Genomic DNA, 26,103 nt, shown 5'->3' with positions numbered 1-26,103 from the left:
GAGGAGTACCACGTGTTCCTCCCACGCTCCCGCTCCGGAGCCGCCTCCCGATTCAGACGAGCGGCGGCGGGCATCACCGCCGCCGCCCTCATGGCCGCGGCCCCGCTGCTCGCCCTCCCGGCCACCTCGGCCGCGGCGGCGACCACCCCGGGGGCCACCGTCCCCTTCACCGAGTACCTGGCCCAGGACGCGGCCACCAACGGTACGGTGCTGGCCCCCGACTACACCGTCGGCACCCTGGCGTCGGAGGCGACCGGCCGCCAGGCCGTGCAGCTGATCGGCCAGGGCAAGTACGTGACCTTCACGCTCACCGCGCCCGCCAACGCGGTGGACTTCCACTACTCGATACCCGACTCGGTCAGCGGTGGCGGCATCACCGCGCCGCTCAGCCTGTACGTCAACGGCACCTACAACCAGGCGCTGTCGCTGACCTCGCAGTACAGCTGGGAGTACGGCACCCAGGCCACCGAGACCAACACGCCCACCATCGGCGCGCTGGGGGTGAGCACCGGACACGACTTCTACAACGACGTCCGGGCCATGTTCAGCAGCACGCTGCCGGCCGGCACCAAGGTCACGCTCCAGGTCGACGCGGCCGACACCTCCCCCTGGTACGTGATCAACACGGCCGACTTCGAGCAGGTCGCCGCCCCGATCGCGCAGCCGGCCGGATCGATCAACGTCACCCAGGCGCCCTACAACGTCGACAACACCGGCGTCACCGACGTCACCACGGCGCTGCAGAACGCCATCAACGCGGGTGAGTCCAGCGGGCAGACGGTCTACATCCCGGCCGGCGTCTACCAGATCAGCCAGCAGCTGTTCGTCAACAAGGTGACGATCGAGGGCGCGGGCGAGTGGTACACCGAGATGACCGGCGCGAACGTCGAGTTCGCCGGGCAGATCGGCAACCCCAGCACCAACGTCAACATCTCCAACCTGTCGGAGTACGGCAACGTCAACGTCCGCAACGACGGCGACGGCGAGGTGAACGGGATCAACGGAGGGTTCAGCAATTCGAGCTTCTCCAACATGTGGATCCAGAACACCAAGGTCGGCGCCTGGATCGTCGGTCCCTCCACCAACCTGACGCTGACGAACATGCGGATCCAGGACACCACCGCCGACGGCATCAACTTCGACGGCGGGGTGACCGACTCCACGGTCTCCAACAGCTTCCTGCGCAACACCCAGGACGACGGTCTGGCGATCTGGTCGCAGAACACCGCCGACGCCAACGACACCTTCACCCAGAACACGGTGGACTCGCCCGGAGTGGCCAACAACATCGGCCTCTACGGCGGCACCGACAACACGGTGACCAACAACCTGCTCCAGGACACGGTCACCCGTGGCGGCGGCATCAACATCGGCAACCGCTACAGCCCCACCCCGCTCGCCGGTACCACCACCATCACCGGCAACAAGCTGGTCCGCACCGGGCAGTTCGACCCGGGCTGGGACTACGGTGTCGGCGCCATCTGGTTCTGGCCGCAGAACGAGTCGCAGGACGGCACCGTCAACATCTCGAACAACGAGATCGACGACAGCCCCTATGAGGCGTTCCAGTTCCAGAACTCCGCCCCGCCGGTCGGCGCCGGGGTCAACACCCAGGGCAGCTCCGGCAACACCATCACCAACGTCAACCTGACCAACAACACCGTCAACGGCGTCGGCACCTACGTGCTACAGGACCAGGCCCCCGGCTCGGTCAGCATCTCCGGACTGGTCGGCAGCAACGTCGGCGTCGCCGGAGTCATGGACTGCGGCTCGGGTCTGACGATCACTCAGGGCAGCGGCAACTCCGGCTGGTCCACCACCGCCTGCGGGATGCCGGCCACCTGGCCGCTGATCGCCTACCCGTCCACCACCACCTTCGAGCAGGCCGCGGTGGGCACCGCCACCCCGGCCCAGAAGGTCACCATCATGAACTCCGGCAGCGCCGCGGCGACGCTGGGCACGATCTCCGCGAGCAGCGGCTTCACCGTGACCAACGACCCGTCCCAGCCCTGCGGGACCAGCCTGGACGCCACCACGCCGACCGACAGCGGGAACTGGTGCCAGGTCGACGTCAGCTTCACCGCCCCGGCGTCCGGGATCACCACCGGCACCCTGACCATCCCCACCAACCAGCCCGGCAACCCGACCGTGCTGCAACTGGTCGGCAGCACCGGCGGGACCAACGTGATCACCCCGCCGACCCTGTCGCCGACCGCGCTGTCCTTCGGTGACGAGGCCGTGGGCTCGTCCACCCCCGCCCAGACGGTCACCCTGACCAACCCGGGCGCGACGGCGATCACCATCGGCTCGATCGCGGTCAACAACTCCTCCTACACCCAGACCAACACCTGCGGCAGCACCCTCGCCGCCGGTGCCTCCTGCACCGTCGCGGTCACCTTCGCGCCCAGCGCGGGCGGTGCCCAGAACGCGACCCTGGCCATCACCAACAGCGGCACCAGCACCCCGATCGGGGCCACGCTGAGCGGCACCGGGGTCACCGCCACCACCAACCTGGCGGCCGGAGCGGCCTTCACCGCCAGCAGCAGCACCGGCGGCTTCCCGCCGTCGAACGCCAACGACGGCAACGCCAGCACCTACTGGGAGAGCACCGACGGCAGCTTCCCGCAGTGGCTGCAGGCCGACCTGGGCTCCACCCAGGCCGTCGGCTCGCTGACGCTCGACCTGCCGCCGGCCACCTCCTGGGCGACCCGCACCGAGACGCTGTCGGTGCAGGGCTCGAACGACGGCAGCACCTGGACCACGCTGGTCGGCTCGGCCGGGTACACCTTCAACCCGGCCACCGGCAACACCGTCGGCATCTCGCTGCCCAGCGGGACCAGCGACCGCTACCTGCGGCTGAACTTCACCGCCAACACCGGGTGGTCGGCCGCGCAGCTCTCCGAGCTGGAGATCTTCCCCGGTGGCAGCACCAGCGGCGGTGGCGGTGGCAGCACCACCCCCTCGCTGTCGGCGTCGACCTCCGGCCTGACCTTCGCCCAGCAGACGGTCGGCAGCTCCAGTCCGACCCAGACCGTGAGCGTCACCAACGGCGGCAGCGCGGCGGCGGCGATCAGCAAGGTCGCGACCACCGGTGACTTCAGCCAGACCAACACCTGCGGCAGCTCGCTGGCCTCGGGTGCCTCCTGCACGGTCTCGGTCACCTTCACCCCGACCGCGACCGGCAACCGCACCGGCAGTCTGACGGTGGCGTCCAACGACCCGGCCAGCCCGCTGACCGTGGGCCTGTCCGGCACCGGAGCGGCGGCGGGCAGCGTCAACCTGGCGCTGGGCGCGACCCTGACCGCCAGCGGCTCCACCCAGGGCTACCTTCCGTCGAACGCCAACGACGGCAACACCAGCAGCTACTGGGAGAGCACCGACAACGCGTTCCCGCAGTGGCTCCAGGCGGACCTCGGCTCGACCCAGACCCTGGGCTCGATCACCCTGGACCTGCCGCCGGCCACGGCGTGGTCCACCCGGACCGAGACGCTGTCGGTGCAGGGCTCGACCGACGGCAGCACCTGGACCACTCTGGTGGCCTCGGCCGGCTACACCTTCAACCCGGCGACCGGCAACACGGTCTCGGTCAACCTGCCCAGTGGCACCAGCGACCGCTACCTGCGGTTGAACTTCACCGGCAACACCGGCTGGCCCGCCGGACAGCTCTCCGAGTTCGAGATCTTCTCCTGACCCACTCCCGCTGACAGCCCGGCCGCCCGCCCTCCCGGCGGGCGGCCGGGCCGCTTCCCCCACCCGGACACCCCCAGAGAGGTCCCACCATGTCCCCATCCCTGCGGCGGACGCTGGCCGCGCTCGCCTCGGCGGCGCTGGCCGCCACCGGGCTCGCGCTCGCGTCCCCGCCCGCGAGCGCGACGTCCGCACCCGCCGCCGCTCCCGCCGCCGTGTCGGCCGACTCGGCGGTCTCGCCGGTGCCCGGGGTCGGCGCGTCGCTGCCCTTCACCGAGTACCTGGCCGCCGACGCCCGCAGCAACGGCACCCGGATCGGCCCGGACCGGACCTTCACCACCGTCGCCGCCGAGGCCGTCGGCAGAACCGCGGTGACGCTCGACCACCAGGGCCAGTACGTCGAGTTCACCCTCAGCCGCGCGGCGAACTCGGTCGACGTCCGCTACAGCATCCCCGACTCCGCCGACGGTCAGGGCCAGGACGGCAGCCTGGGCGTGTACGTGGGCGGCAGCCGGATCGCCGGGCTGGCCACCACCTCCCGCTACGACGACTTCTACGGCTCCTACCCGTTCACCAACAACCCCGCCGACGGCACCGAGCACCACTACTTCGACGACTCCAGGGTGCTGCTCGGCCGCACCCTGCCCGCCGGGACCAGGGTCCGGGTCGAGCTGGGCGCGCCGGACCCGGTCGTGCCGACCACGGTCAACCTCGCGGACTTCGAGCAGGTCGCCCCGCCGAAGGCCGAACCGGCGGGGTTCATCAGCGTCACCGACCCCGCCTACGGGGCCGACCCGACCGGCAAGGCGGACGCCACCGCCGCCATCCAGAGCGCCATCGACGCGGCCGAGGCCAGCGGCAAGGGCGTGTGGCTGCCGCCGGGCACGTACGCGGTGACCGGCCACCTGATCGTGGACAAGGTCACCATGGACGGTGCCGGGCCCTGGTACAGCGTGCTCACCGGGCTGGGTGTCGGCGTCTACGGCAACTACGCGCCCGACCCGAGCAGCGCGGTCCACCTGGCCGACTTCGCGATCTTCGGGCAGACCACCGACCGCGACGACAGTGCGCAGGTCAACGGTGTCGGCGGGGCCATGGGCGGCGGCTCCACCATCAACGACCTGTGGATCCAGCACACCAAGGTCGGCATGTGGTTCGACGGCCCCTTCGACGGCCTGACCATCACCGACAGCAGGATCCAGGACACCACCGCCGACGGCATCAACCTGCACGACGGCATCAGCCACGTCACCGTCAGCGACACCCTGGTCCGCAACACCGGTGACGACGGCCTGGCCATGTGGTCCGACCAGAACGCCGACCACGACAACACCTTCACCCGGGACACGGTGGAGGTCCCGGTGCTGGCCAACGACATCGCCGTCTACGGCGGCCACGACAACACCGTCAGTGACGACCTGGTCACCGACACCGTCACCCAGGGCGGCGGCATCCACGTCGCCAACCGCTTCGGTTCGGTGCCGCTGTCCGGCACCACCACGGTCACCGGCGACGTGGCGCTGCGCACCGGCGTACTCGACCCGAACTGGCAGTTCGGCGTCGGCGCGCTCTGGTTCTGGGCCTCGGACGAGTCGATGACCGGGAAGATCGACGTCAGCGACACGCTGCTGCTGGACAACTCCTACGAGGGCGTGCAGTTCATCAGCAACCCGGGGATGAGCATCAGCGGCGTCGCCCTGGACCGGGTGGGCATCCTCGGCAGCGGCACCTTCGCGGTGCAGCTCCAGTCGCCGGGCTCGGCCACCTTCACCGATGTCACCGCCGCGGGACTGGGCGCGGCCGGGGTCTACGACTGCTCCTCGGGCTTCAGCATCACCGGTACCGGCAACCACGGCTGGAGCAGCAGCGCCTGCGGCTTCCCGGCCCCGGGGCCGCTGACCCTGACCCCGTCCGCGCTGGCCTTCACGCCGACCCTGGCCGGGACCGCGAGCGCGGCGCGGACGGTCACCGTCAGCAACCCGTCCACCCGCCCGCAGCACCTCGCCTCGGTCACCGCGACCGGTACCTTCGGCGAGTCCGACGACTGCCCGGCGTGGCTCGCCCCCGGCGCCTCCTGCACCGCGACCGTGCGGTTCACGCCCTCCCAGGCCGGTGACGTCACCGGCCTGCTGACCGTCTCCGACGGCACCCCGGCCGGACGCTACCTGGTGCGGCTCAGCGGCCACGGCATCGCCTCGGACGGCAACCTGGCCGAGGCCCAGCCGATGACCGCGAGCAGCGCGCTGGCGGGCTTCCCGGCGGCCAACGCCGCCGACGACAACACCGACACCTACTGGGAGAGCGACGACGGCGCGGCCTTCCCGCAGACCCTGACGGTGGACCTGGGCTCGGCCCAGGCCCTGGGCAAGGTGGTGCTCAAGCTCCCGACGAACCCGGCCTGGGGGCAGCGTACCCAGAACATCCAGGTCCTCGGCAGCACCGACGGCACCGCGTTCACCGGCGTGGTGCCCGCCCAGGACTACGTCTTCGACGCGGTCAACAGCGCCGACACGGTCACCATCGCGCTCCCGGCCGGCACCGACTACCGCTACCTGCGGCTGTCGGTCGCCGACAACAGCGCGTGGCCGGCGGCCCAGATCTCCGAGTTCCAGGTCTACGCTCCCTGACCAGCCCCCGCTGACGGCCCGGTCGCCTGCCCTCCCCGGCAGGCGACCGGGCCGTTTCCGTGCCCGCGGCTGCCGCCCGGCGATGGTTGGAGGAAACCATAGCGGTTCGTCCGTGGCGCCAGTCGCCGCCCCCTCCGGTTCCGGCCGCGCCCTCGATCCGACCCCGGCGGCGGCAAACCCTCAGCTCGGTCACGTTCCGATACAGAAGCAGAATCTCCCCGCCCGAGCTCTTGACTGGCTGCGGATTTCAGGTGAGTCTATGCCTCACCAATCGTTAGGAAACTTAACTATCTATAGGCGCGTGCACTCCAGGGAGAGGTAAGACCACTATGCAAACAACCGTCTTGAAGAGAAGCGGCAAGGTCCTCGGCGCTGCCGCGGTCGCCGCTTCGATGCTGCTGGTGAGCGCCTGCGGGGGCTCCAGCAGCAGCAGCGGCGGCAAGGGCGGGGCGGGCAACCCCAACGCCGTGCTCACCGTGTCGAACGAGAGCGGCGGGCTGTGGAACTGTAGTTTCAACCCCTTCAACAGCGGCGTCAGCTTCCTGTCGATGGGCAACGTGTACGAGCCGCTGATGTTCGTCAACGCGCTCCAGGACGACAAGACCACCCCGTGGCTGGCCACCGACTACGCGTGGAGCAACGGCAACAAGACCCTCTCCTTCACCGTCCGCCAGGGGGTGAAGTGGAACGACGGCACCGCGATGACCCCCGCCGACGTCCTGTTCACCTTCAACGAGCTGAAGAAGTTCCCGGCGCTCGACCTCAACTCGGTCTGGTCGGTGCTGTCCTCGGTCACCCAGTCGACCACCGACGCGAACCAGATCGTCTTCAACTTCAAGACGGCCGCGACCCCGTACTTCTACTACATCGCGGACCAGGTCCCGATCATCCCGCAGCACATCTGGTCCTCGATCAAGGACCCGGTCGGCTACACCGACAGCAACCCGGTCGGCACCGGCATGTACGTGGTCAAGCCCTGCACCCCGCAGAACATCACCTTCAAGCCGAACACGTCGTACTACCAGCCCGGCCTGCCGAAGGTGAAGACCGTCGACTACCCGGCCTTCACCTCCAACGACGCCGCCAACAACTACCTGGCCACCGGCCAGGCGCAGTGGGGCGCGCAGTTCATCCCGAACATCCAGAAGTACTACCTGGACAAGAGCTCCAACTACCACTCGTGGGAGCCGCCGATCACCCAGGTCTCGATGTTCCCGAACATGACCGACCCGCTGCTCAGCAACGTCAAGGTGCGCCAGGCGCTGGCCTACGCGACCGACCGGCAGTCGGCCTCGTCCATCGGTGAGGGCGGCCAGGAGCCCCCCGGCAGCCAGCTCGGCGTCGTCACCCAGACCTACCCGCAGTGGGTGAACCCGACCGCGCAGGCGGCCGACAGCTACACCTACGACCCGCAGAAGGCCGACCAGATCCTGCAGGGCCTCGGCGCGGTCAAGGGCTCCGACGGCATCTACTCGCTGAACGGCAAGAAGCTCAGCTTCACCATCATCAACAACGGTGGCTACAGCGACTGGGTCGCCTCGCTGCAGACCGTCGCGCAGGGCATGAAGGCGGCCGGCATCGAGCTGAACGTCGACAACCTGTCGCAGAACGACTTCACCACCAAGCTGTTCAACGGGCAGTTCCAGCTCGCCTACTACAGCGAGACCGGCGGCCCGGCCCCCTACTACGAGCTGCGCCAGTGGCTGTACTCCAGCAACAGCGCGCCGATCGGGCAGCCCGCCGCCACCAACTTCGAGCGCTTCAAGGACCCGGCCGTCGACGCGCTGTTCAACCAGTACGCCGCCACCGCCGACCAGACCACCCAGAAGGCGATCGTCGGCCAGCTGGAGACGGTCATGCTCAACCAGGTGCCGATCATCCCGGTGACCGAGGCCGCCGCCTGGTACCAGTACGACACCAAGAACTTCACCGGCTTCGTGACCCAGCAGAACGACTACGCCGTGCCCTCGGTCTGGCAGTACCCCGACTGGGGCCAGGTGCTGATGCACCTCCAGCCGAAGTAGCGGTCGCGCGCCCGGGCTGCCGTCGCGGCGGCCCGGCGCCCGGCACTGAGTACGCCGCACGTCGTTCAAGAGAAGAAGAGAGGTCCGCAGGGTGAGATTCCTGCTCCGCCGTCTGGGTTTCTTCGTGCTCACCCTGTGGGCCGCACTGACCATCAACTTCGCCATCCCGCGGATGCTGCCCGGCAGCCCGATCGACGCACTGATGGCCAAGTTCCACGGCAAGCTCACTGGAGCCCCGCTCCAGGCCATGGAGGCCGAGCTCGGCTTCAAGAACCACCAGAGCATGATCGAGCAGTACCTGACCTACCTGAAGGACTGCGCCACACTGAACTTCGGCGTCTCCTCCGCCCAGTTCCCGGCGTCGGTCGACAGCATCGTCGGCGCGGCCATCCCGTGGACGCTGGGCCTGGTCGGGGTGACCACGGTGCTGGCGTTCGTGCTCGGCACCACGCTCGGCGCGGTCGCCGCCTGGAAGCGCGGCGGGAAGCTCGACAGCGTGCTGCCGCCGCTGTTCGTGATCGGCACCGGCCTGCCGTACTTCTGGATCGGCATCATGCTGATCATGCTGTTCGCCGACATCAACCCCTGGCTGCCATCGGCCTTCGGCTACGACAACAGCCTGACCGAGGGATGGAACGGGCCCTTCATCAGCTCGGTGCTGAGCCACGCGCTGCTGCCCGCGATATCCCTGCTGATCACCTCCATCGGCGGCTGGGTGCTGACCATGCGCAACACCATGGTCACCACGCTCGCCGAGGACTACATCCGGATGGCCCGGGCCAAGGGCCTGCCGGCCTGGCGGATCATGATCGACTACGCGGCGCGGAACTCGATCCTGCCCAACGTCACCGGCTTCGCGATGTCCATGGGATTCGTGGTCAGCGGCGCGGTCGCGGTCGAGTTCGTCTTCTCCTACCCGGGCGTCGGCTACCAGATGGTCCAGGCGGTGGACAACGAGGACTTCCCCGTCATGCAGTGCCTCTTCCTGGTGATCACGGTGGCGGTGCTGGTCTCGGTGCTGATCTCCGACATCGCGACCGCCATTCTCGACCCCCGTACCCGGTCCGCGAGGTAACGACTCCCATGACATCTCTGCTCAGATCCATCCGGCACAACGGCAAGGCCCTGACCGGCCTGGTCATCATGTTCGTCTTCGTGGTGATGGCGGTCGTCCCGAACCTCATCGTCTCCGGGAACCCGGCCACGGACACCAAGGACGTGTCCCTGGGCATGTCCTCCAAGCACCTGCTCGGCACCACCGCCTTCGGCCAGGACATCTGGCTCCAGGTCGTGCACGGTGCCCGGCCCGCGCTGCTGATCGCGATCGTCTCCGGTCTGCTGGCCACCGTCCTCTCGGTGCTGATCGGCGTCGCCGCCGCCTACCTCGGCGGCGTCTGGGACGACGCGCTGAACCTGTTCACCGACGTGGTGCTGGTGCTGCCGACGCTGCCGCTGGTGATCGTGATCGCCGGGTACTTCAGCCAGCACAGCATCAGCGTCATGATCATCGTCCTGGTGGTCACCGGCTGGTCCTACGGCGCCCGGCAGTTGCGCTCGCAGGCGCTGTCGCTGCGGAACCGGGACTTCCTGGAGGCCGCCAAGGTCCGCGGCGAGCGCAGCTCCTACATCATCGTCTGCGAGCTGCTGCCCAACATGACCTCGCTGATCGTCGCCAACTTCCTGGGCGCGGCGCTCTACTCGCTGCTGACCGCCTCCACCCTGGAGTTCATCGGCCTCGGCGACACCAGCTCCTACGACTGGGGCACGATGCTCTACTGGGCCCAGAACAACTCCGCGCTGCAGACCGGCGCGTACGTCTGGGCCGCCGCCCCCGGCATCTGCATCGCCCTGCTCGCCGCCGCGTTCGCCCTGCTCAACAACGCCTTCGACGAGATCAGCAACCCCGCCCTGCGCCCCGTGAGGAGGCTCCGTGTCGCGACTTCGTGACGTCCAGTCCCAGCCCGAGACCGATGGACCGCTCCTCGACGTGCGGGACCTGGTGGTCGAGTACGCCACCGAGAAGGGGTCGGTGAAGGCGGTCGACAAGGTCAGCTTCACCCTCCAGCGCGGCGAGTTCCTCGGCATCGTCGGCGAGTCCGGCTGCGGCAAGTCCACGCTGCTGTTCGGCATCGCCCAGCTGCTCAGCGCCCCGGCCGGGGTCACCGGCGGGCAGGTGCTGTTCCGCGGCCAGGACCTGGTGCCGCTGAGCGAGAAGCAGATCCGCCCGATCCGCTGGGCCGGCCTCTCGGTGGTCATGCAGAGCGCCATGAACGCGCTCAACCCGGTGAAGACCATCGGCGCGCAGTACCGCGACGTGCTCCGGGCGCACAGCTACGACCTGGACATCCCGCAGCGCTCGCGCGAGGTGCTGGAGCTGGTCGGGGTCGACGCGGTGCACCTGAACAGCTACCCGCACCAGCTGTCCGGCGGCATGCGCCAGCGGGCCATGATCGCCATGGCGCTGCTGCTCACCCCCGACCTGATCGTGATGGACGAGCCCACCTCCGCGCTGGACGTGGTCGCCCAGCGCTCGCTGATGGTGCAGATCAAGGAGCTCCAGCGGGAGCTCGGCTTCGCGATCATCTTCGTCACCCACGACATGTCCCTGGTCAGCCACTTCTCCGACCGGCTGATCGTGATGTACGGCGGCCAGATCGCCGAACTCGGCACCACCCGCACCGTGTTCGACACCCCGCTGCACCCCTACAGCCAGGGCCTGCTGGACGCCTTCCCGTCGATCAGGGGCCCCAAGGTGCCGCTGCTCGGCATCCCGGGCACCCCGCCCGACCTCGGCAGCCCGCCCCCCGGCTGCCGCTTCGCCCCGCGCTGCCCGAACGTCATGCCGTCCTGCACGGAGACCGGGCCGGAACTGTACGACGTCGACTCGGTCCTCGTGCGCTGCCTGCTGCACGAGCCCGGACGCGCAGCCAAGGAGGACGTCCCGGCATGAGCGAGCACCCCACCCCGGCCGGAGCGGACGACGTCCTGCTCAGAGCCACCAAGCTGACCAGGCACTTCCAGCTCGGCGGCGCCTTCTCCAAGCGCAACCTGCACGCCGTGGACGACGCCGAGCTGACCATCGGCCGCAACGAGATCGTCGCCCTGGCGGGCGAGAGCGGCAGCGGCAAGTCCACCGTCGCCCGGCTGCTGGCCATGGTCTACAAGCCCACCGCGGGCGAGATCACCTTCGACGGCAAGCCGCTGTCGCAGCTGCGCTCGCGCAAGGACCAGCTGGCGTACCGCAGCCAGGCGCCGATGGTGTTCCAGGACCCGTTCAGCTCGATCAACCCGGTCTACCGGGTCTCCCACGGCCTCCTGCGCAGCCTCAAGCTGCACCGCCCGGAGCTCGGCAAGGAGGCCCGGATCACCGAGGCCGAGCGGCTGCTGACCTCGGTCGGGCTCACCCCCGCCGCGACCTACATGCAGAAGTACCCGTACGAGATGAGCGGCGGCCAGCGGCAGCGCGTCGGCTTCGCCCAGGCGCTGGCGTCCAACCCGAAGCTGATCATCGCGGACGAGCCGGTCTCCATGCTGGACGCCTCGATCCGGATCGGCCTGCTCAACCTGATGGCCGAGCTGCGGGACAAGTCCAACGTCTCGTTCCTCTACATCACCCACGACCTCGCCAGCGCGCGCTACGCCGCCGACCGGCTGGTGGTCATGTACGCCGGGCACATCGTCGAGCAGGGTCCGATCGAGGAGATCCTGGCCGAGCCCAAGCACCCCTACACCCAGCTGCTGCTGGCCACCGTGCCGGACCCGCGGGCGCCGCTGTCCGAGCTGGCCGGGGCCGACCGGGGCGAGCCGCCGCGCGTGGTCGACCCCGAGCCGGGCTGCCGGTTCCGGGCCCGCTGCCCGATCGCCGCCACCGAGTGCGCCACGGTCACCCCGCCGCTGCGGCTGCTCTCCGAGGGGCACCAGGTCGCCTGCCACCGCGCGGAGACGGTGACCCCCACCACCTGGTCCGAGCACACGTCGAAGGAATCCGCATGAAACTCACCGTTGTCGGCGGAGGCTCGACATACACCCCGGAGCTCGTGGACGGCATCGCCCGGCTCCGCGACCGGCTGCCGGTCACCGAACTCGTCCTGGTCGACCCGGACGCCGGACGGCTGCCGCTGGTCGGCGGCGTGGCGCAGCGGATCATGGCCGCCTACGGCCACCCCGCCACCGTCCGCTGGACCACCGACCTGGACGACGGCGTCACCGGCGCGGGCGCGGTGCTGCTGCAACTGCGCGTCGGCGGCCAGGCCGCCCGCAACCGCGACGAGACCTGGCCGCTGGAGTGCGGCTGCGTCGGCCAGGAGACCACCGGTGCCGGCGGCCTGGCCAAGGCGCTGCGCACGGTCCCGGTGGTGCTCGACATCGCCGAGCGGGTCCGGCAGCTGGCCGCGCCCGACGCCTGGATCGTCGACTTCACCAACCCGGTCGGCATCGTCACCCGGGCCCTGCTCCAGGCCGGGCACCGCGCCGTGGGCCTGTGCAACGTCGCGATCGGCTTCCAGCGCCGGTTCGCCACCGCCGCCGGGGTCGCCCCCGAGAGCGTCGCGCTGGACCACTTCGGCCTGAACCACCTCACCTGGATCCGCGGCGTGACGATCGACGGCGAGGAGGTGCTGCCGCAGATCCTGGCGGAGCGCGCCCAGGAGGTCGCCGACGACATCGAGCTGCCGGTGGAACTCGTGCACCGGCTCGGCATGATCCCCTCCTACTACCTGCGGTACTACTACGCGCACGACGCGGTGGTGGAGGAGCTGCGCCACAAGGAGACCCGCGCCTCGGCCGTGGCCACCATGGAGCGGCAGCTGCTGGAGATGTACGCCGACCCCACGCTCGACCACAAGCCGGAGCTGCTGGCCAAGCGCGGCGGCGCGTTCTACTCCGAGGCCGCGGTCAACCTGCTCGCCTCGCTGGTCGCCGGGACCGGCGACGTCCAGGTGGCCAACGTCCGCAACAACGGGACGATGCCGTTCCTGGCCGACGACGCGGTGATCGAGGTGCCCGCCGTCATCGGCGCCGACGGAGCGGTACCGCTCCCGGTGGCCCCGGTGCCCGCGGTCCAGCGGGGACTGATCGCGCACGTCACCGCGTACGAGGAGCTCGCACTGACCGCCGCCGTGCACGGCGGCCGGGACCGGGTCTTCGAGGCCATGCTCGCCCATCCGCTGATCGGTCAGTACGACCGCGCGGACCGCCTCACCGACCTGCTGCTCAGCGAGAACAAGGACTTCCTGGCGTGGACGTGAAGGACACCGCCCCGGGGGCGACGCCCCCGGGGCCCATCCCCGCAGTACTGGCCATCGACGGAGGGAACAGCAAGACCGACATCGCGCTGGTCGCGGACGACGGCAGGGTGCTCGCCACCGTCCGGGGCCCCGGCTCCGGCGCCCCCAGCGCCTCGACGCTCGCGCCGATGGTCGAGGAGGTCGCCCGCCGGGCCGGTCTGGACGGGAGCGCTCCCGTCGCCCGGCACATATCCGCCTGCCTGGCCAACGTCGACCTGCCCGAGGAGGAGGAACGCCTCAGCGCCGAACTCGGCGAGCGGTCCTGGTCGCACACGTCGCAGGTGCTGAACGACACCTTCGCGCTGCTGCGCTCCGGCACCCGCCGCCCCTGGGGCGTGGCCGTGGTCTGCGGCGCCGGGGTGAACTGCGCCGGGGTCAGCCCGGACGGCCGGATCGCCCGCTTCCTGGCGCTCGGCCACCACACCGGGGACTGGGGCGGCGGCCACTGGCTCGGCAACGAGATCATGTACTCCGCCATGCGCGCCGAGGACGGCCGCGGCCCGCAGACCGCGCTGCGGCAGCGGGTCGCCGAGTACTTCGGCAAGCCCACCGTCCACGACGTGGCCGTCGCCGTGCACCTCGGCTCGGTCAGCCCGGGGGACCTGGTCCAGCTGACCCGGGTCCTGCTGGAGGCCGCCGACGCCGGGGACCCGGTCGCGGTGGCGCTGGTGGAGCGGCAGGCCGAGGAGGTGTTCCTGATGGCCCGCTCGGTACTGGAACGGCTGGACCTCGCCGGGACGGACGTGGAGGTCGTCCTCGGCGGTGGCATCCTGGCCACCCGGCACCCGCTGCTCACCCAGGGCGTGGAGGCCAGGCTGAAGGAGTACGCCCCGTCGGCCCAGCCCCGCTACACCGACGTCCCGCCGGTGGCGGGCGCGGCGCTGCTCGGCCTGGACTCGCTGGGCGCGCCCCAGCAGGCCCTGGACCGGCTGCGGGAGTGGTACCGCAACGGGGGCAACTGACCACGGACCGGGGCAGTCGACCCGAACCGGCCGCCCGGGCCCGGCAGGCGATCCGCGCCTGCCGGGCCTAGCCTGTTCCACACGACGAGCGGAACGGAGCCCGGTGGTGGCCAGCAAGAAGCAGCGCGAGGACGTGACCGGCGCCTTCGGGGCGGTGCCGCGGCTGCGCCGGAAGCCCTACGAGAAGGAACTGTTCCGGCTCCAGGCCGAGCTGGTCACCCTGCAGGAGTGGGTCCGCAGCACCGGGGCCCGGCTGGTGGTGGTCTTCGAGGGCCGCGACGCGGCGGGCAAGGGCGGCGCCATCAAGCGGGTCACCGAGCACCTGAGCCCCCGGGTCGCCCGGATCGCCGCCCTGCCCGCACCCACCGAACGGCAGCGCGGCCAGTGGTACTTCCAGCGCTACGTGGAACACCTGCCCGCGGCCGGGGAGATCGTGCTGTTCGACCGCAGCTGGTACAACCGGGCCGGGGTGGAGCGGGTCATGGGCTTCTGCACCCAGGACGAGTACCACCGGTTCCTGCACCAGTGCCCGATCTTCGAGCGGATGCTGGTCGAGGACGGCGTGCTGCTGCTCAAGTACTGGTTCTCGGTCAGCGACGTCGAGCAGGAGCGGCGCTTCCTGGCCCGCCGCGACGACCCGATGCGGCGCTGGAAGCTGTCGCCGATGGACCTGGAGTCGATCACCCGCTGGGAGGACTACTCCCGGGCCAAGGACGAGATGTTCGTGCACACCGACATCCCCGAGGCCCGCTGGCACGTGGTCGAGAGCGAGGACAAGCGGCGGGCCCGGATCAACATGATCGCGCACCTGCTGTCGGCCGTCCCCTACGAGGAGGTGCCGACCGAGACCCTGGCCTTCCCCAGCCGCCCGCCGTCGCGGGGCTACCAACGCCCGCCCCGCGACGAGCAGCACTACGTCCCCGACCACGCGGCGACGCTGGGCTGATCGTTCGGCGGCCCGATCAGGCGGGCAGCAGCCAGCCGGGCCCGTCCGGTCGCCGGTAGTACAGGGACCGCACGGCCCCCGGATCGGCGCTGCGGGTCGGGGTCCGCACAGTTCCCGCCCACTGCCGTGCGCTGCCGCCGATGGTGGCGGAGCACGACAAGGCGGCAGGGAAGTCACCGGCGTCGAACCGCACCACTGCCGGTGCCGGGGTTGGTGCCGGAGGAAGTGCCGTGGCCGGGGTCGCCGGTGGGCCGCATCATCGGCGTGCCGTCCATGGCGAAGCAGTGAGCGGTCCGGGTGGCCGGGTCCAGCTCGACCCGGCTGTAGGAGGCTGCCTCGAACGGTGGATAGGGCGCGATCCGGCCCACCACCCACGGGGCGGGGGTCACCTGGCCCTGCGGTAGCGGGTCGCCGGTCGGGAAGCGTTCGGCATGGCCGAACATGGTGTGTTCCTGTTCTCTCGACGGGACGGTCGTGGCAGGTCAGACGTCGGGGAGCGGGGTGCTCGGAGCACCCGTCGCGTAGGCGGTGAACTCCTCGTCCAGGTCGACGCTGGTGCAGTCGTGGAGCATCCTGACCATCTGGGAAGCCAGGACCCAGCGGGTCAGCGGACTGGTGTAGGGGACCAATCCGGAGTGCACCGGCCGGGGGCGGCGGCGGTCGAGGGGTGACGGGGCGTAGATGTTGCCCATGACGCCCCACAGGCGCGGGTCGGCGACCCGGACAGCCAGGGCGGCTCCGTACAGGTGCGGGCATGTCTGCGTGCTGGCGCGGGCGCACGGGACGCACAGGGGAGGGTGAGTGGCGGCTGCCAGTTCGGGCCACCCAGGTGGCTCGACGGCGCGGTCGTCGTGCAGCAGCCACAGCCATCCCGCCTCTGCCCGCGACGCGGGCCCCGCGCAGACCTGGCACCGCAGGTCTGTCATCACCTCCCGCTGACGCCGCGCGTGCACCTGCTTGTACTCGGGCCTGCCGCGCCCCACCCGGGTCGGCGTCCGCCGCCACAGGATCCCGTGCCGATCGCGGTCACCGGCCTTCTCGTCGGCGTAGCCGATTCCCCTGTCGAACGGCTTCAGGATCAACTCGGTCCTGACTCTCTCCGCTTCCCAGGACGCGATATGCGGCACCACCGTCGGCCTGGCCAACGGCGGCATCGCCACGCCCGGATGGCGGGTCGGTCGGTTGTCGCTCAAGGGGTCATCACTCCTTCCCGTTGCTTCGCTGGATCTGGCTCATGAAGCCGCCGGTGACGAGGTTGTCCGGGGTATCCAGCCAAACGTCCTGGCCACCTTCGGCGGTGACCGTCAGTCCGAAGCGGGTGAGTTCTGGCTCGCCTTGCGCCTCCCACCAGCCACGCGCCTGGACCACTTCGTCCCAGAGGGATCGGGGCCCGAACTGCTCAACCGCGTCCGCCCGATCCCAGTTCTGATAGCGGACACTGGCCCACGACCCTTCCGAATCGTGCAGGATCATGCGGAGGGTGGCTGAGCGGTCGGCGTCTTTCCAGTGGTGGCTGTAGCGCGTTCCAGGAACGCGAAGCCCAATGGAGAACGCGCTGTCGACGTTCTCCAAGGCGCGTTCCGGGTCCATCACCGACGCACCGATCCGGTCGGCCTCGGGCGCATCGGGTTCGGTTGCGGGGCGTTGATTGCGCACCCACATGAACGACACGTTCTCCACGAAGCTGCCCTCCGCTGCCTCGCCCTCGGCGTCGATGGTCAGTTTCGCCAGTCCGGCGTTGCAGTACGGCGTACCCCAGGGAGTGACGATCACCCCGCCGGGACGGGTCTGGGAGATCCACCGTCCAGGGACTCGCTGGACAGCCGCAGTGGAGTGGATGCGGTCAAACGGTGCGCTGCCGGCGTCGTTCTGGGTGCCGTCCGCGTAGACGCATGTCGGGGAGAAACCGAGCGCGTTGAGCCGCACCTCGGCACGTGCGAGCAGACCGGCGTCCACCTCGACGGTGGTCACCTGCTCGCTGCCGAGTCGAGCCGACAGCAAGGCGGCTGTCCATCCGGTGCCGGTGCCGATGTCCAGGACGCGGTGTCCCTCAGCAACGTCGAGATGCCGGAGCATCTTGACGACCAGAGATGGCATGGACGAGGACGAGGTGCTGATGCCGGGCCCGTGGGCCTCACCGTTGTCCAGTTGGGTCACCACGACGTCGTCGGCGTTGACCGCATTGGTCCACTCTTCAGCGTCGACGGTCCGGACGACCGGTCGATAGCCGCGCGTCACCGTCTCGTCGGACACCCAGACGGTGTCCGGTACAAAGGCGGAGCGCGGGGCGCGCTCGAACGCGCCCCGCCACTCTGCGCCCAATGCACCGGCCTCGCTCAGGTCGGCGAGCAGTCGGGCGTACTGGTTCATGCGTTGCTCAACTCACTTCTTCGGGTTGGTGATGGGCTTGTCCCACTTGCCGTCCGACTCCTTGGGGGACTGCTTCTTGTCCCCCTCCGAGCCTCCCTTCCCGTCGCCGTGACCGCTGCTGTTCGCCATGAGGATCATGCAAGCCTCCCGATTGAGTCAGTGGGGCCGCCCGCACTCTCGATGGCACGATCAAAGAGGTTACGGGCGGCAGATTTTGAGGCGCGCTGCTCGCTCGCTCACGGCGTGTGCCGCAGTGGCTGACTACTCTTAGCCACAGGCTGTGCGCGCCTGGTTCCTGGAACGCTACGCGCTTGCGGGTGCCTGGGGGACTGACTGCGGGTACGAGTGCCGGCGATGAACTCGACAACGGGAGACCGACATGGCAGGTGGGGTGCCCTCCGGCGGACGTACTGCCCTGACCGCCAGTCAGGCTCGCTATAAGGAAGGGGCTGTCTCTGGTCTCCTCCTCAAGATCACCCGTGAGCGAACTGGCCGCACTCAGGCACAATTGGCCGAAGATTTACACATGGACGTCACCAGCATCCAAGGCTGGGAAACTGGGCGTCGACCTCTGATCGCCACCCAGACTGGAAAACTCCGCGAAGTCCGTAGGACACTGCTTCGGCTTGGCGCCGACCCCGCTCTCCTCGTGCTCATGGACGAGGCTCTGGATGCCGACGTTGTATTGTCCTACGCACTCTCCGGGCCGCCTACTCCGGATCTCGGTGACCACCCACTGGCCGGATGGGTCGTCACCCGCAATGCAACCCACATGCTCGCCTGGGCGCTGACCGGCGCTATACCAGCTGCTATCTCTGCCATCTGCTCACCGGGACCACACCGAGGTCCTGTGGCCGACTCGCCCCTCCTCGGTGTCAGTGAGAGACGCGCGGTATTCGACCACATGCGCCGCGCGGCCGAACTGGCTCATCGCGCCGGCGAAGATGGCGCCCTGTTACGCCGTCAGGCCCTCTATCTTTGCTCGTACGACACAGCAACCGATACGGGAGCCTGGCTTGATCAGATGCGCCGGCTGCTGCCAACCCTGTGGCGTGGTGAGTGGACACCGTTCTGGGCAGACCAACGCTCCGTCGCCGCGTCCCTGACTCGGCACGGTGACACCGACGCCATTCACGCCTTCATTGCGGACGGTATGGGCGACCTGGGCGAGCGGGCCAATCTCAACTACTGGGCGTACTGGCTCGGCCTCGACCCAGTACCGCAGCCGAATGACACCTTCATGATCAACCGTCCTGACGGTGCGTGGGACGGCGTTGCCCTACTACGTCGTCTGACTACCCGCCTTGCCCCTGACCTGGGCTGTATCGACCTGAACGTGCATTCGGTGTGGGTGCTGCTCGGTTCCCGGCGCGGCTTGCTCGTCGCTGATCCGCACCTCAACGACGATTTGGCCGACCGGGTGACCCTCTTGCTGAACAGCGGAGTGATCTCCGCCCAATCTCGTGCCGAGCTCGAATCGGTCCACTACGGTTTGAGGTCGCACCGCATGTGATCTCCTGGAAGGGAAGCGGCATGACCGACCAGCACCACTCCGAGGACGCCGGAACCGCAGGCTTCCTGCTGGAAATGGGCATGCTCAAGCGTGCGAAGCGCAGCGGCTGGTGGATCGCGGGGATCAAAGATCCCGAGACGATTGCCGAGCACTCGTGGCGCACGGCTGTCATCGGTGCCGTGCTGGCCATGATGGAGGGCGCCGACCCGGCCAAGGTCGCGCTGCTGGCCACGTTCCACGACACCCAGGAGACACGGATCGGTGACATCCCATGGATCGGCCGTCGTTATCTGACCGCCGCGTCGAACGAGGACGTGACCGCCGACCAGGTGGCTGATGCCCATCCGCGCGTGGCCGAGGGCATCAAGGCCCTGATCCACGAGTACGAGAGCGGCGACAGCCTCGAAGTCCTCGTAGCCCACGACGCGGACAAGCTCGACTGCACGTTGCAGGGCCTGGAATACCTACAGCAGGGATATTCCGCTGCCCGTGAGTGGGTTGACTCCACCAAGGCCAAGCTGAAGACGCCGTCCGCGCTGGCGCTCGCCGAGGCGGCCGAGGGCATGACGATCGCGGAGTGGCAGCGTACCTACCTTCGTTGAACCACACCTGGACGAGAGGGGTCGCCCTGGTCTTCCGCTGCCGACCCGAGGAGGGGCAGGCGCAGCCCTCGCCGGAGGCGACGGCGGTCAACTGGCTGTCCCGCCAGCAGATCGCCGATCGCATGAGCGAGGTCTATGCCGTACGCGTCGTGGACGCCCTCGCCGACCACGACACCGCGCCGAACATCCGCCACCGTGACGGCCGCACGTTTCTCGGGCACCGGGAGGCGGAGTGACAGAAGGATCTCCGCCTCGGTCATGGGGTCGAGTCGCACCTGTGGAGACGTCACGAGCCGGAACCTACCCGACGGCCCGGTTGCCGACACGGATCGGGTGCTGCTCGCGAGTAGGCCGGTGAGGCTGGATGGGTCGCGTGCGCAGGTGGCGGTGGCCCTCGTCGGGGAACTTCGGCGGCAGCGGCGGGAGTACTGACTCCAGGAGGTAACCGCACTTCTGCGCGACGCGGCAGGAGCCCTCGTTGCCTACCGTGTGCAGCAGCTCGATCTCGTCGGCGGGCATGAGGTCCTGGTCGCCGAACAGCCATGCCGTGGCGGTCTCGACGCAGCGCGAGGCGATGCCCCTGCCCCGAGCTTCGGCCACCGTCCAGTAGCCCACGCCGGTCGCGAGCGTCTCCGGAGGGTTGGCCGCCTTGACGACGAAGTAACCGACGAGTGTCCCCTCCTCCTCGACCGCCCAGCTCAGATGGGTGTCGTCGGCCCAGCCCGCCGCCTGGTCGGCGAGCCACGCGCGGGCCTCGTCCTCGTCGTGGATCGGGCGCACCAGCCAGCGGCGCATGGTCTCGTCACGGTGGGCGGCGACGATCGTGGGTATGTCCGAGTCCTGCCAGGGACGGAGGGCTAGGGCGGGCGCGGTCGTGGTGGGGTCGACAGTCAGAGTCATCGGCGAAGTCATGTGGATCATTCAACAGTCAGTGCTCAGTCCGTCGGGTCCGGTTCCGGGAGATGGAATTCGGCGAGGATGCGCTGGGCGGCCAGGGCGGGGGTGAGCGTGCCGTCGCGGACCTGGCGTTCCAGGGTGGGGGCCAGGTCGCGGACGGCGGGGGTGCTGTGCAGTCGGGCCAGTAGCTGGTCGTGGACCATCGCCCAGGTCCAGCCGACCTGCTGGTCGCGGCGTTTGGCGTCCAGCGAGCCGTCGGCGTCCAGCAGCGAACGGTGCTGCTGGAGCCGCTCCCACAGCGCCTCCAGACCGATGCCCTCGCGTCCGCTGCAGGTCAGCACCGGCGTGGTCCAGGGCGAGTCCGGGTTGCGCAGCAGCCGCAGCGCCCCGGCCAGCTCGCGCGCGGCCGAGCGGGCGTCCTGCTCGTGGGCGCCGTCGGCCTTGTTCACCGCGACCAGGTCGGCGAGCTCCAGCACGCCCTTCTTGATGCCCTGGAGCTGGTCGCCGGTCCGGGCCAGGGTCAGCAGCAGGAAGGAGTCCACCATGTCGGCCACGGTGGTCTCGGACTGCCCGACACCCACGGTCTCCACCAGCACCACGTCGTAACCGGCGGCCTCCATCACCACCATCGACTCCCGGGTGGCCTTGGCCACCCCGCCGAGCGTCCCGGCGGTGGGGGAGGGGCGGACGAACGCGTTCGGATCGACCGCCAGCCGCTCCATCCTGGTCTTGTCGCCCAGGATGGAGCCGCCGGTACGGGTGGACGACGGGTCCACCGCGAGCACCGCCACCCGGTGGCCCAGGCCGGTGAGCAGCACGCCCAGGCTGTCGATGAAGGTCGACTTGCCGACCCCGGGTACCCCGGTGATGCCGACCCGGACCGCCCTCCCGGCGTGCGGCAGCAGCTGCACCAGCAGCTGCTGCGCCAGCGCCCGGTGGTCCGCCCGGGTCGACTCCACCAGTGTGATCGCCCGGGCGATGTACGCGCGGGAGCCGTCGAGCACGCCCTTGACGTACTGGTCCACGTCGATGACGGGACGCGGCATCAGCCTTCGCCGCCTTCGCCCTCCGGTGACGGGTGGCCCAGCGACGCCGCCAGCTTGCGCAGCAGCTCCCCGGCGGCCTCCGGGATCACCGTGCCCGGCGGGAAGACGGCGGCGGCGCCGGCCTCGTACAGGGCGTCGATGTCCTGCGGCGGGATCACCCCGCCGACGACGATGGTGATGTCCTCCCGCCCGGCCGCCGCCAGTTCCGCGCGCAGCGCGGGCACCAGCGTCAGGTGACCCGCCGCCAGCGAGGAGACGCCGACGATGTGCACGTCGGCCTCCACCGCCTGCCGGGCCACCTCGGCCGGGGTCTGGAACAGCGGGCCGACGTCCACGTCGAAGCCCAGGTCGGCGAAGCCGGTGGCGATCACCTTCTGGCCGCGGTCGTGGCCGTCCTGGCCCATCTTGGCGACCAGGATCCGGGGACGCCGCCCCTCCTCGCGTTCGAACGCCTCCACCAGCGCCCGGGTCAGCTCCATGGTGCCGGACGCTCCTGCCTCTTCCCGGTACACACCGGTGATGGTACGGATCTGCCCCGCGTGGCGGCCGTACACCTCCTCCAGGGCGTCCGAGATCTCGCCGACCGTGGCCATCGCCCGGGCCGCGTCCACCGCCAGCGCCAGCAGGTTGCCCTCAAGCCCCTCGCCGCCGCGCGCGCCCGCGCGGGCCGAGGCGGTCAGCGCCCGCAGCGCCGCCTGGCAGGCGGCCTCGTCCCGCTCGGCCCGCAGCCGCTTCAGCTTCTCCACCTGCTGCGCCCGCACCGAGGAGTTGTCCACCGCGCGGACGTCGATCTGCTCGTCGGTGGCGACCCGGTACTTGTTGACGCCGATCACCGGCTGCCGACCCGAGTCGATCCGGGCCTGGGTGCGGGCCGCCGCCTCCTCGATCCGCAGCTTCGGGATGCCCGCGTCGATGGCCTTGGCCATGCCCCCAGCCGCCTCCACCTCCTGGATGTGCTGCCAGGCGCGGGCGGCCAGGTCGTGGGTCAGCTTCTCCACGTAGGCGCTGCCACCCCACGGGTCGATCACCCGGCAGGTCCCGGACTCCTGCTGGAGCAGCAGCTGGGTGTTGCGGGCGATCCGGGCGGAGAAGTCGGTCGGCAGCGCCAGCGCCTCGTCCAGCGCGTTGGTGTGCAGCGACTGGGTGTGGCCCTGGGTCGCGGCCATCGCCTCGACGCAGGTGCGGGTGACGTTGTTGAAGACGTCCTGGGCGGTCAGCGACCAGCCCGAGGTCTGCGAGTGGGTGCGCAGCGACAGCGACTTGGGGTTCTTCGGGGAGAACTCCTTCACCAGCTTCGCCCACAGCAGCCGGGCCGCGCGGAGCTTGGCGACCTCCATGAAGAAGTTCATCCCGATGGCCCAGAAGAAGGACAGCCGGGGCGCGAACGAGTCCACGTCCATCCCGGCCGCCAGCCCGGCCCGCAGGTACTCGATGCCGTCGGCCAGGGTGTACGCCAGCTCCAGGTCGGCGGTGGCCCCGGCCTCCTGGATGTGGTAGCCGGAGATGGAGATCGAGTTGTAGCGCGGCATCTTCTGCGAGGTGTACGCGAAGATGTCGGAGATGATCCGCATCGAGTGCTGCGGCGGGTAGATGTAGGTGTTGCGGACCATGAACTCCTTGAGGATGTCGTTCTGGATGGTCCCCGCCAGCTTCTCCGGCGGCACCCCCTGCTCCTCGGCGGCCACGATGTACAGCGCCAGCACCGGCAGCACCGCGCCGTTCATGGTCATCGACACCGACATCCGGTCCAGCGGGATGCCGTCGAACAGCTGGCGCATGTCGTAGATCGAGTCGATGGCGACGCCCGCCATGCCGACGTCCCCGGTCACCCGGGGGTGGTCGCTGTCGTAGCCGCGGTGCGTCGGCAGGTCGAAGGCCACCGACAGGCCCTTCTGCCCGGCCGCGAGGTTGCGCCGGTAGAAGGCGTTGGACTCCTCGGCGGTGGAGAAACCGGCGTACTGCCGCACCGTCCAGGGCTGGTTGACGTACATGGTCGGGTACGGGCCGCGCAGGTACGGGGCGATGCCGGGGTAGGTGGACAGGAAGTCCACCCCGGCCAGGTCGGCCCCGGTGTAGAGCGGCTTGACGGCGATCCCCTCGGGGGTCTCCCAGACCTGCTCGCCGACGTCCTTGCCGGTCTGCTGCCGCCAGGCCTCCTGCCAGCGCTCCTGCTCGTGCCCGACCTCGTCCGGCCCGGCCTCGTCGAGCTGGACCTCTGAGAAGTCCGGGATCATCACACCGCTCCGATCAGGTCGAGGGTCGAGCTGAGGACCGCGACCGCGTCGCAGCCCGTGAACACGTAGTCGTCCACTCCGGACAGCCCGCCCGGCTTGCCGGCCAGCAGCACCCGCTCGGCGCCCGCGCCGCCGAGCGCGGCGGCCACCGCCTCGGCCTGCTCGGCGTACAGGCGGTCGCTGGAGCACAGGCAGGCCACGGTCGCGCCGCTGGCGGTGAACGCCTCGGCCAGTGCGGCGGCGTCCGCGCCCTCGCCGAGCACGGTCTCGATCCCGCCCGCCTGGAACAGGTTCGCGGCGAAGGTGGAGCGGCCGGTGTACGCGGCGGCCGGGCCGATCGCGGCCAGGAAGACCCGGGGCCGTTCGCCGGTGGCCGCGAGCCGCGCGTCCGCGCGCGCCCGCAGCGCCTCGAACTGCCGTGAGCGGCGCACCCGGGGCAGTCCGCCGCCGACCGGGGCCGGAGCGGGCTCGCGCACCGGCAGCCGCTCGGCCAGGTTCGGGAACTCGCTGACGCCGGTGACCGGCTCGCGGCGGTGCGCCAGGTCCTCCTCGCGCTGCGCCCAGGTCTCCGCGATCCGCTGCTGGACCAGGCCGGAGTCGAGCGCCCGCTGCTGCCCGCCCGCGCGCTCGACCTGCTGGAACCAGGTCCAGGCGGCGTGCGCCAGCTCGTCGGTCAGCTGTTCGACGTACCAGGAGCCCCCGGCCGGGTCGATCACCCGGCCCAGCTGCGACTCCTCCAGCAGCACCGACTGGGTGTTGCGGGCGATCCGCCGGGCGAAGGCGTCCGGCAGGCCCAGCGCCGCGTCGAACGGCAGCACGGACACCGCGTCCGCGCCGCCCACCCCGGCCGCCATGCAGGCGAGGGTGGTGCGCAGCATGTTCACCCACGGGTCGCGCTCGGTCATCATCACCGAGGAGGTCACCGCGTGCTGCCGCTGCGCGGACTCCGCCGCCGGGACCCCGCTCAGCTGGCAGACCCGGGCCCACAGCCGCCGCGCGGCGCGCAGCTTGGCGATCGTCAGGAACTGGTCGGCGGTGGCCGCGTAGCGGAACTCCAGCTGCGCGGCGGCGGCCTGCTCGGACAGCCCGGCGGCGGTCAGCTCGCGCAGGTAGGCCACGCCGGTCGCCAGCGCGGAGCCCAACTCCTGTGCCGCCGAGGCGCCCGCGTCGTGGTAGGCGGTGGCGTCCACGGTCAGCGCCCGCACGCCGGGCAGCTCCCGGTCGCAGCGGACGGCGAGGGCGGCGGCCTCGGCCAGCAGCCGGGCGGTGTCCGCGCCGTCGCCGGTGCGGGCCAGCAGGCCCAGCGGGTCCGCGCCCAGGTTGCCCCTGGCGTCCGCGGCGGCGATCCCGCGCTCCGCGTACAGCGCGAGCAACTGCTCGGCGGCGGACGGGAACTCGACCCCTGCGTCGAGTACCACCGCCACCAGGTCCAGGTAGACGCCGCGCAGTAGTTCGGGCAGGCCGGTGACCGGCAGCCCGGCTCGGCCGAGGGTCAGCCAGAGCGAGCCGACCCCGTTCTCAAGGTCGGTCAGCACGGCCTCGTTGGCGCGCTTGGGGTCCGGGTCGGCGTGCGGCTGCCGGACGTCCCAGCCGTCGATCGCCGACCCCTGCACCCGGCCGCCGCGCACGAAGGGCGGGAATCCCGGGTAGCCTGGGTCGGGCGCGGTGTCGTCCTCGGCGGTGTACAGCGGACAGGCGGTCAGCCCGTCCTCGATCGCGGTAGTGAGGGCCGCCTCCGCGCGCGCGCCGGAGACGTCCTCGGCGCCCGACTTGCGGAGTACGCCTTCGACCAGATGCTGCCACTGTTCGCGGTCGGCGTCCGGGAACTCGGCGGCCAGGGGGAGCCCTTCAGGGAGTGCCGTCATAGAAGGCAAGTTAGCGTGAGAGATCGCCTGCGAGCAGCCCGACGC

21 protein-coding genes are annotated in these 26,103 nt (G+C 70.2%); 13 read left to right on the top strand and 8 right to left on the bottom strand.

Going from position 1 to position 26,103, the window contains the following annotated elements:
• The first annotated feature begins 12 nt into the window (after window positions 1-12).
• The 10 genes from GXP74_RS24585 (at window position 13) to ppk2 (ending at window position 15,531) form a co-directional block, all read left to right on the top strand.
• Window positions 13-3,690, top strand: a complete 3,678-nt coding sequence (locus GXP74_RS24585; RefSeq protein WP_182453415.1) for a discoidin domain-containing protein — start codon at window positions 13-15, stop codon at window positions 3,688-3,690.
• Window positions 3,691-3,779: 89 nt separating this feature from the next.
• Entirely contained in the window at window positions 3,780-6,314 is a 2,535-nt protein-coding gene (locus GXP74_RS24580; RefSeq protein ID WP_182453414.1) for a discoidin domain-containing protein, read from the top strand.
• Between the two features lie 344 nt (window positions 6,315-6,658).
• Window positions 6,659-8,338 (top strand): ABC transporter substrate-binding protein, encoded by a 1,680-nt coding sequence (locus GXP74_RS24575; protein WP_182453413.1) that lies wholly within the window; start codon window positions 6,659-6,661, stop codon window positions 8,336-8,338.
• Window positions 8,339-8,429: 91 nt separating this feature from the next.
• Window positions 8,430-9,413 carry an ABC transporter permease gene (locus GXP74_RS24570; protein ID WP_182453412.1) on the top strand — a complete coding sequence of 328 codons (984 nt, stop codon included), beginning with the start codon at window positions 8,430-8,432 and terminating at the stop codon, window positions 9,411-9,413.
• 8 nt (window positions 9,414-9,421) lie between these two features.
• Window positions 9,422-10,285, top strand: coding sequence for an ABC transporter permease (locus GXP74_RS24565; RefSeq protein WP_182453411.1), 864 nt, complete (start codon window positions 9,422-9,424; stop codon window positions 10,283-10,285).
• Window positions 10,269-11,288, top strand: coding sequence for an ABC transporter ATP-binding protein (locus GXP74_RS24560; protein WP_182453410.1), 1,020 nt, complete (start codon window positions 10,269-10,271; stop codon window positions 11,286-11,288). The genes GXP74_RS24565 and GXP74_RS24560 overlap by 17 nt, the downstream gene beginning before the upstream one ends.
• Window positions 11,285-12,331, top strand: coding sequence for an ABC transporter ATP-binding protein (locus GXP74_RS24555; protein WP_182453409.1), 1,047 nt, complete (start codon window positions 11,285-11,287; stop codon window positions 12,329-12,331). The genes GXP74_RS24560 and GXP74_RS24555 overlap by 4 nt, the downstream gene beginning before the upstream one ends.
• Complete coding sequence (locus GXP74_RS24550) at window positions 12,328-13,584, top strand: 6-phospho-beta-glucosidase (protein WP_182453408.1); 1,257 nt, start codon at window positions 12,328-12,330, stop codon at window positions 13,582-13,584. The genes GXP74_RS24555 and GXP74_RS24550 overlap by 4 nt, the downstream gene beginning before the upstream one ends.
• Window positions 13,575-14,585 (top strand): N-acetylglucosamine kinase, encoded by a 1,011-nt coding sequence (locus tag GXP74_RS24545; RefSeq protein ID WP_225448152.1) that lies wholly within the window; start codon window positions 13,575-13,577, stop codon window positions 14,583-14,585. Before GXP74_RS24550 ends, GXP74_RS24545 begins: the two co-directional genes overlap by 10 nt.
• A gap of 106 nt (window positions 14,586-14,691) precedes the next feature.
• Window positions 14,692-15,531 carry a polyphosphate kinase 2 gene (gene ppk2 / locus GXP74_RS24540; RefSeq protein ID WP_225448151.1) on the top strand — a complete coding sequence of 280 codons (840 nt, stop codon included), beginning with the start codon at window positions 14,692-14,694 and terminating at the stop codon, window positions 15,529-15,531.
• A gap of 173 nt (window positions 15,532-15,704) precedes the next feature.
• Here ppk2 and tgmA read toward each other — a convergent pair whose 3' ends face one another.
• Genes tgmA through GXP74_RS41645 form a run of 4 tightly spaced genes read right to left on the bottom strand, consistent with a single transcriptional unit; the run spans window position 15,705 to window position 18,039 of the window.
• Window positions 15,705-15,974, bottom strand: a complete 270-nt coding sequence (tgmA, locus tag GXP74_RS24535; RefSeq protein ID WP_182453407.1) for a putative ATP-grasp-modified RiPP — start codon at window positions 15,972-15,974, stop codon at window positions 15,705-15,707.
• 39 nt (window positions 15,975-16,013) lie between these two features.
• Complete coding sequence (locus GXP74_RS24530) at window positions 16,014-16,724, bottom strand: hypothetical protein (protein WP_182453406.1); 711 nt, start codon at window positions 16,722-16,724, stop codon at window positions 16,014-16,016.
• A gap of 7 nt (window positions 16,725-16,731) precedes the next feature.
• Window positions 16,732-17,901, bottom strand: a complete 1,170-nt coding sequence (locus GXP74_RS24525; RefSeq protein ID WP_182453405.1) for a methyltransferase domain-containing protein — start codon at window positions 17,899-17,901, stop codon at window positions 16,732-16,734.
• Between the two features lie 12 nt (window positions 17,902-17,913).
• Window positions 17,914-18,039 carry a hypothetical protein gene (locus GXP74_RS41645; RefSeq protein WP_255528151.1) on the bottom strand — a complete coding sequence of 42 codons (126 nt, stop codon included), beginning with the start codon at window positions 18,037-18,039 and terminating at the stop codon, window positions 17,914-17,916.
• Window positions 18,040-18,280: 241 nt separating this feature from the next.
• Here GXP74_RS41645 and GXP74_RS24520 point away from each other — a divergent pair, with 241 nt between their 5' ends.
• The 3 genes from GXP74_RS24520 to GXP74_RS24510 are packed head-to-tail and all read left to right on the top strand — an operon-like array spanning window position 18,281 to window position 20,252.
• A complete protein-coding gene (locus GXP74_RS24520; protein WP_182453404.1) occupies window positions 18,281-19,414 on the top strand; it encodes a DNA-binding transcriptional regulator in 1,134 nt (377 codons plus the stop codon).
• A 20-nt stretch (window positions 19,415-19,434) separates the two neighbouring features.
• On the top strand, window positions 19,435-20,016 hold the full coding sequence (locus GXP74_RS24515) for an HD family hydrolase (protein WP_182453403.1): 582 nt from the start codon (window positions 19,435-19,437) through the stop codon (window positions 20,014-20,016).
• A complete protein-coding gene (locus tag GXP74_RS24510; protein WP_182453402.1) occupies window positions 20,013-20,252 on the top strand; it encodes a hypothetical protein in 240 nt (79 codons plus the stop codon). Before GXP74_RS24515 ends, GXP74_RS24510 begins: the two co-directional genes overlap by 4 nt.
• A 64-nt stretch (window positions 20,253-20,316) precedes the next feature.
• On the opposite strand, the gene GXP74_RS24505 is transcribed toward GXP74_RS24510, so the two are convergent.
• The 4 genes from GXP74_RS24505 to mutA are packed head-to-tail and all read right to left on the bottom strand — an operon-like array spanning window position 20,317 to window position 26,058.
• Window positions 20,317-20,916, bottom strand: coding sequence for a GNAT family N-acetyltransferase (locus GXP74_RS24505; RefSeq protein ID WP_182453401.1), 600 nt, complete (start codon window positions 20,914-20,916; stop codon window positions 20,317-20,319).
• A gap of 35 nt (window positions 20,917-20,951) precedes the next feature.
• Window positions 20,952-21,959 carry a methylmalonyl Co-A mutase-associated GTPase MeaB gene (meaB, locus tag GXP74_RS24500; protein WP_182453400.1) on the bottom strand — a complete coding sequence of 336 codons (1,008 nt, stop codon included), beginning with the start codon at window positions 21,957-21,959 and terminating at the stop codon, window positions 20,952-20,954.
• The gene (scpA, locus tag GXP74_RS24495; protein WP_182453399.1) at window positions 21,959-24,196 is read right to left on the bottom strand and encodes a methylmalonyl-CoA mutase; all 2,238 of its coding nucleotides are present in this window, start codon (window positions 24,194-24,196) and stop codon (window positions 21,959-21,961) included. The genes meaB and scpA overlap by 1 nt, the downstream gene beginning before the upstream one ends.
• Window positions 24,193-26,058 carry a methylmalonyl-CoA mutase small subunit gene (mutA, locus tag GXP74_RS24490; RefSeq protein WP_182453398.1) on the bottom strand — a complete coding sequence of 622 codons (1,866 nt, stop codon included), beginning with the start codon at window positions 26,056-26,058 and terminating at the stop codon, window positions 24,193-24,195. Before mutA ends, scpA begins: the two co-directional genes overlap by 4 nt.
• Window positions 26,059-26,103: the final 45 nt, after the last annotated feature.

Source organism: Streptacidiphilus sp. P02-A3a (assembly GCF_014084105.1).
GTDB lineage: Bacteria > Actinomycetota > Actinomycetes > Streptomycetales > Streptomycetaceae > Streptacidiphilus.
The sequence above is the reverse complement of the archived record's forward strand: the minus strand, read 5'-3'. Positions and strand labels throughout refer to the sequence as shown.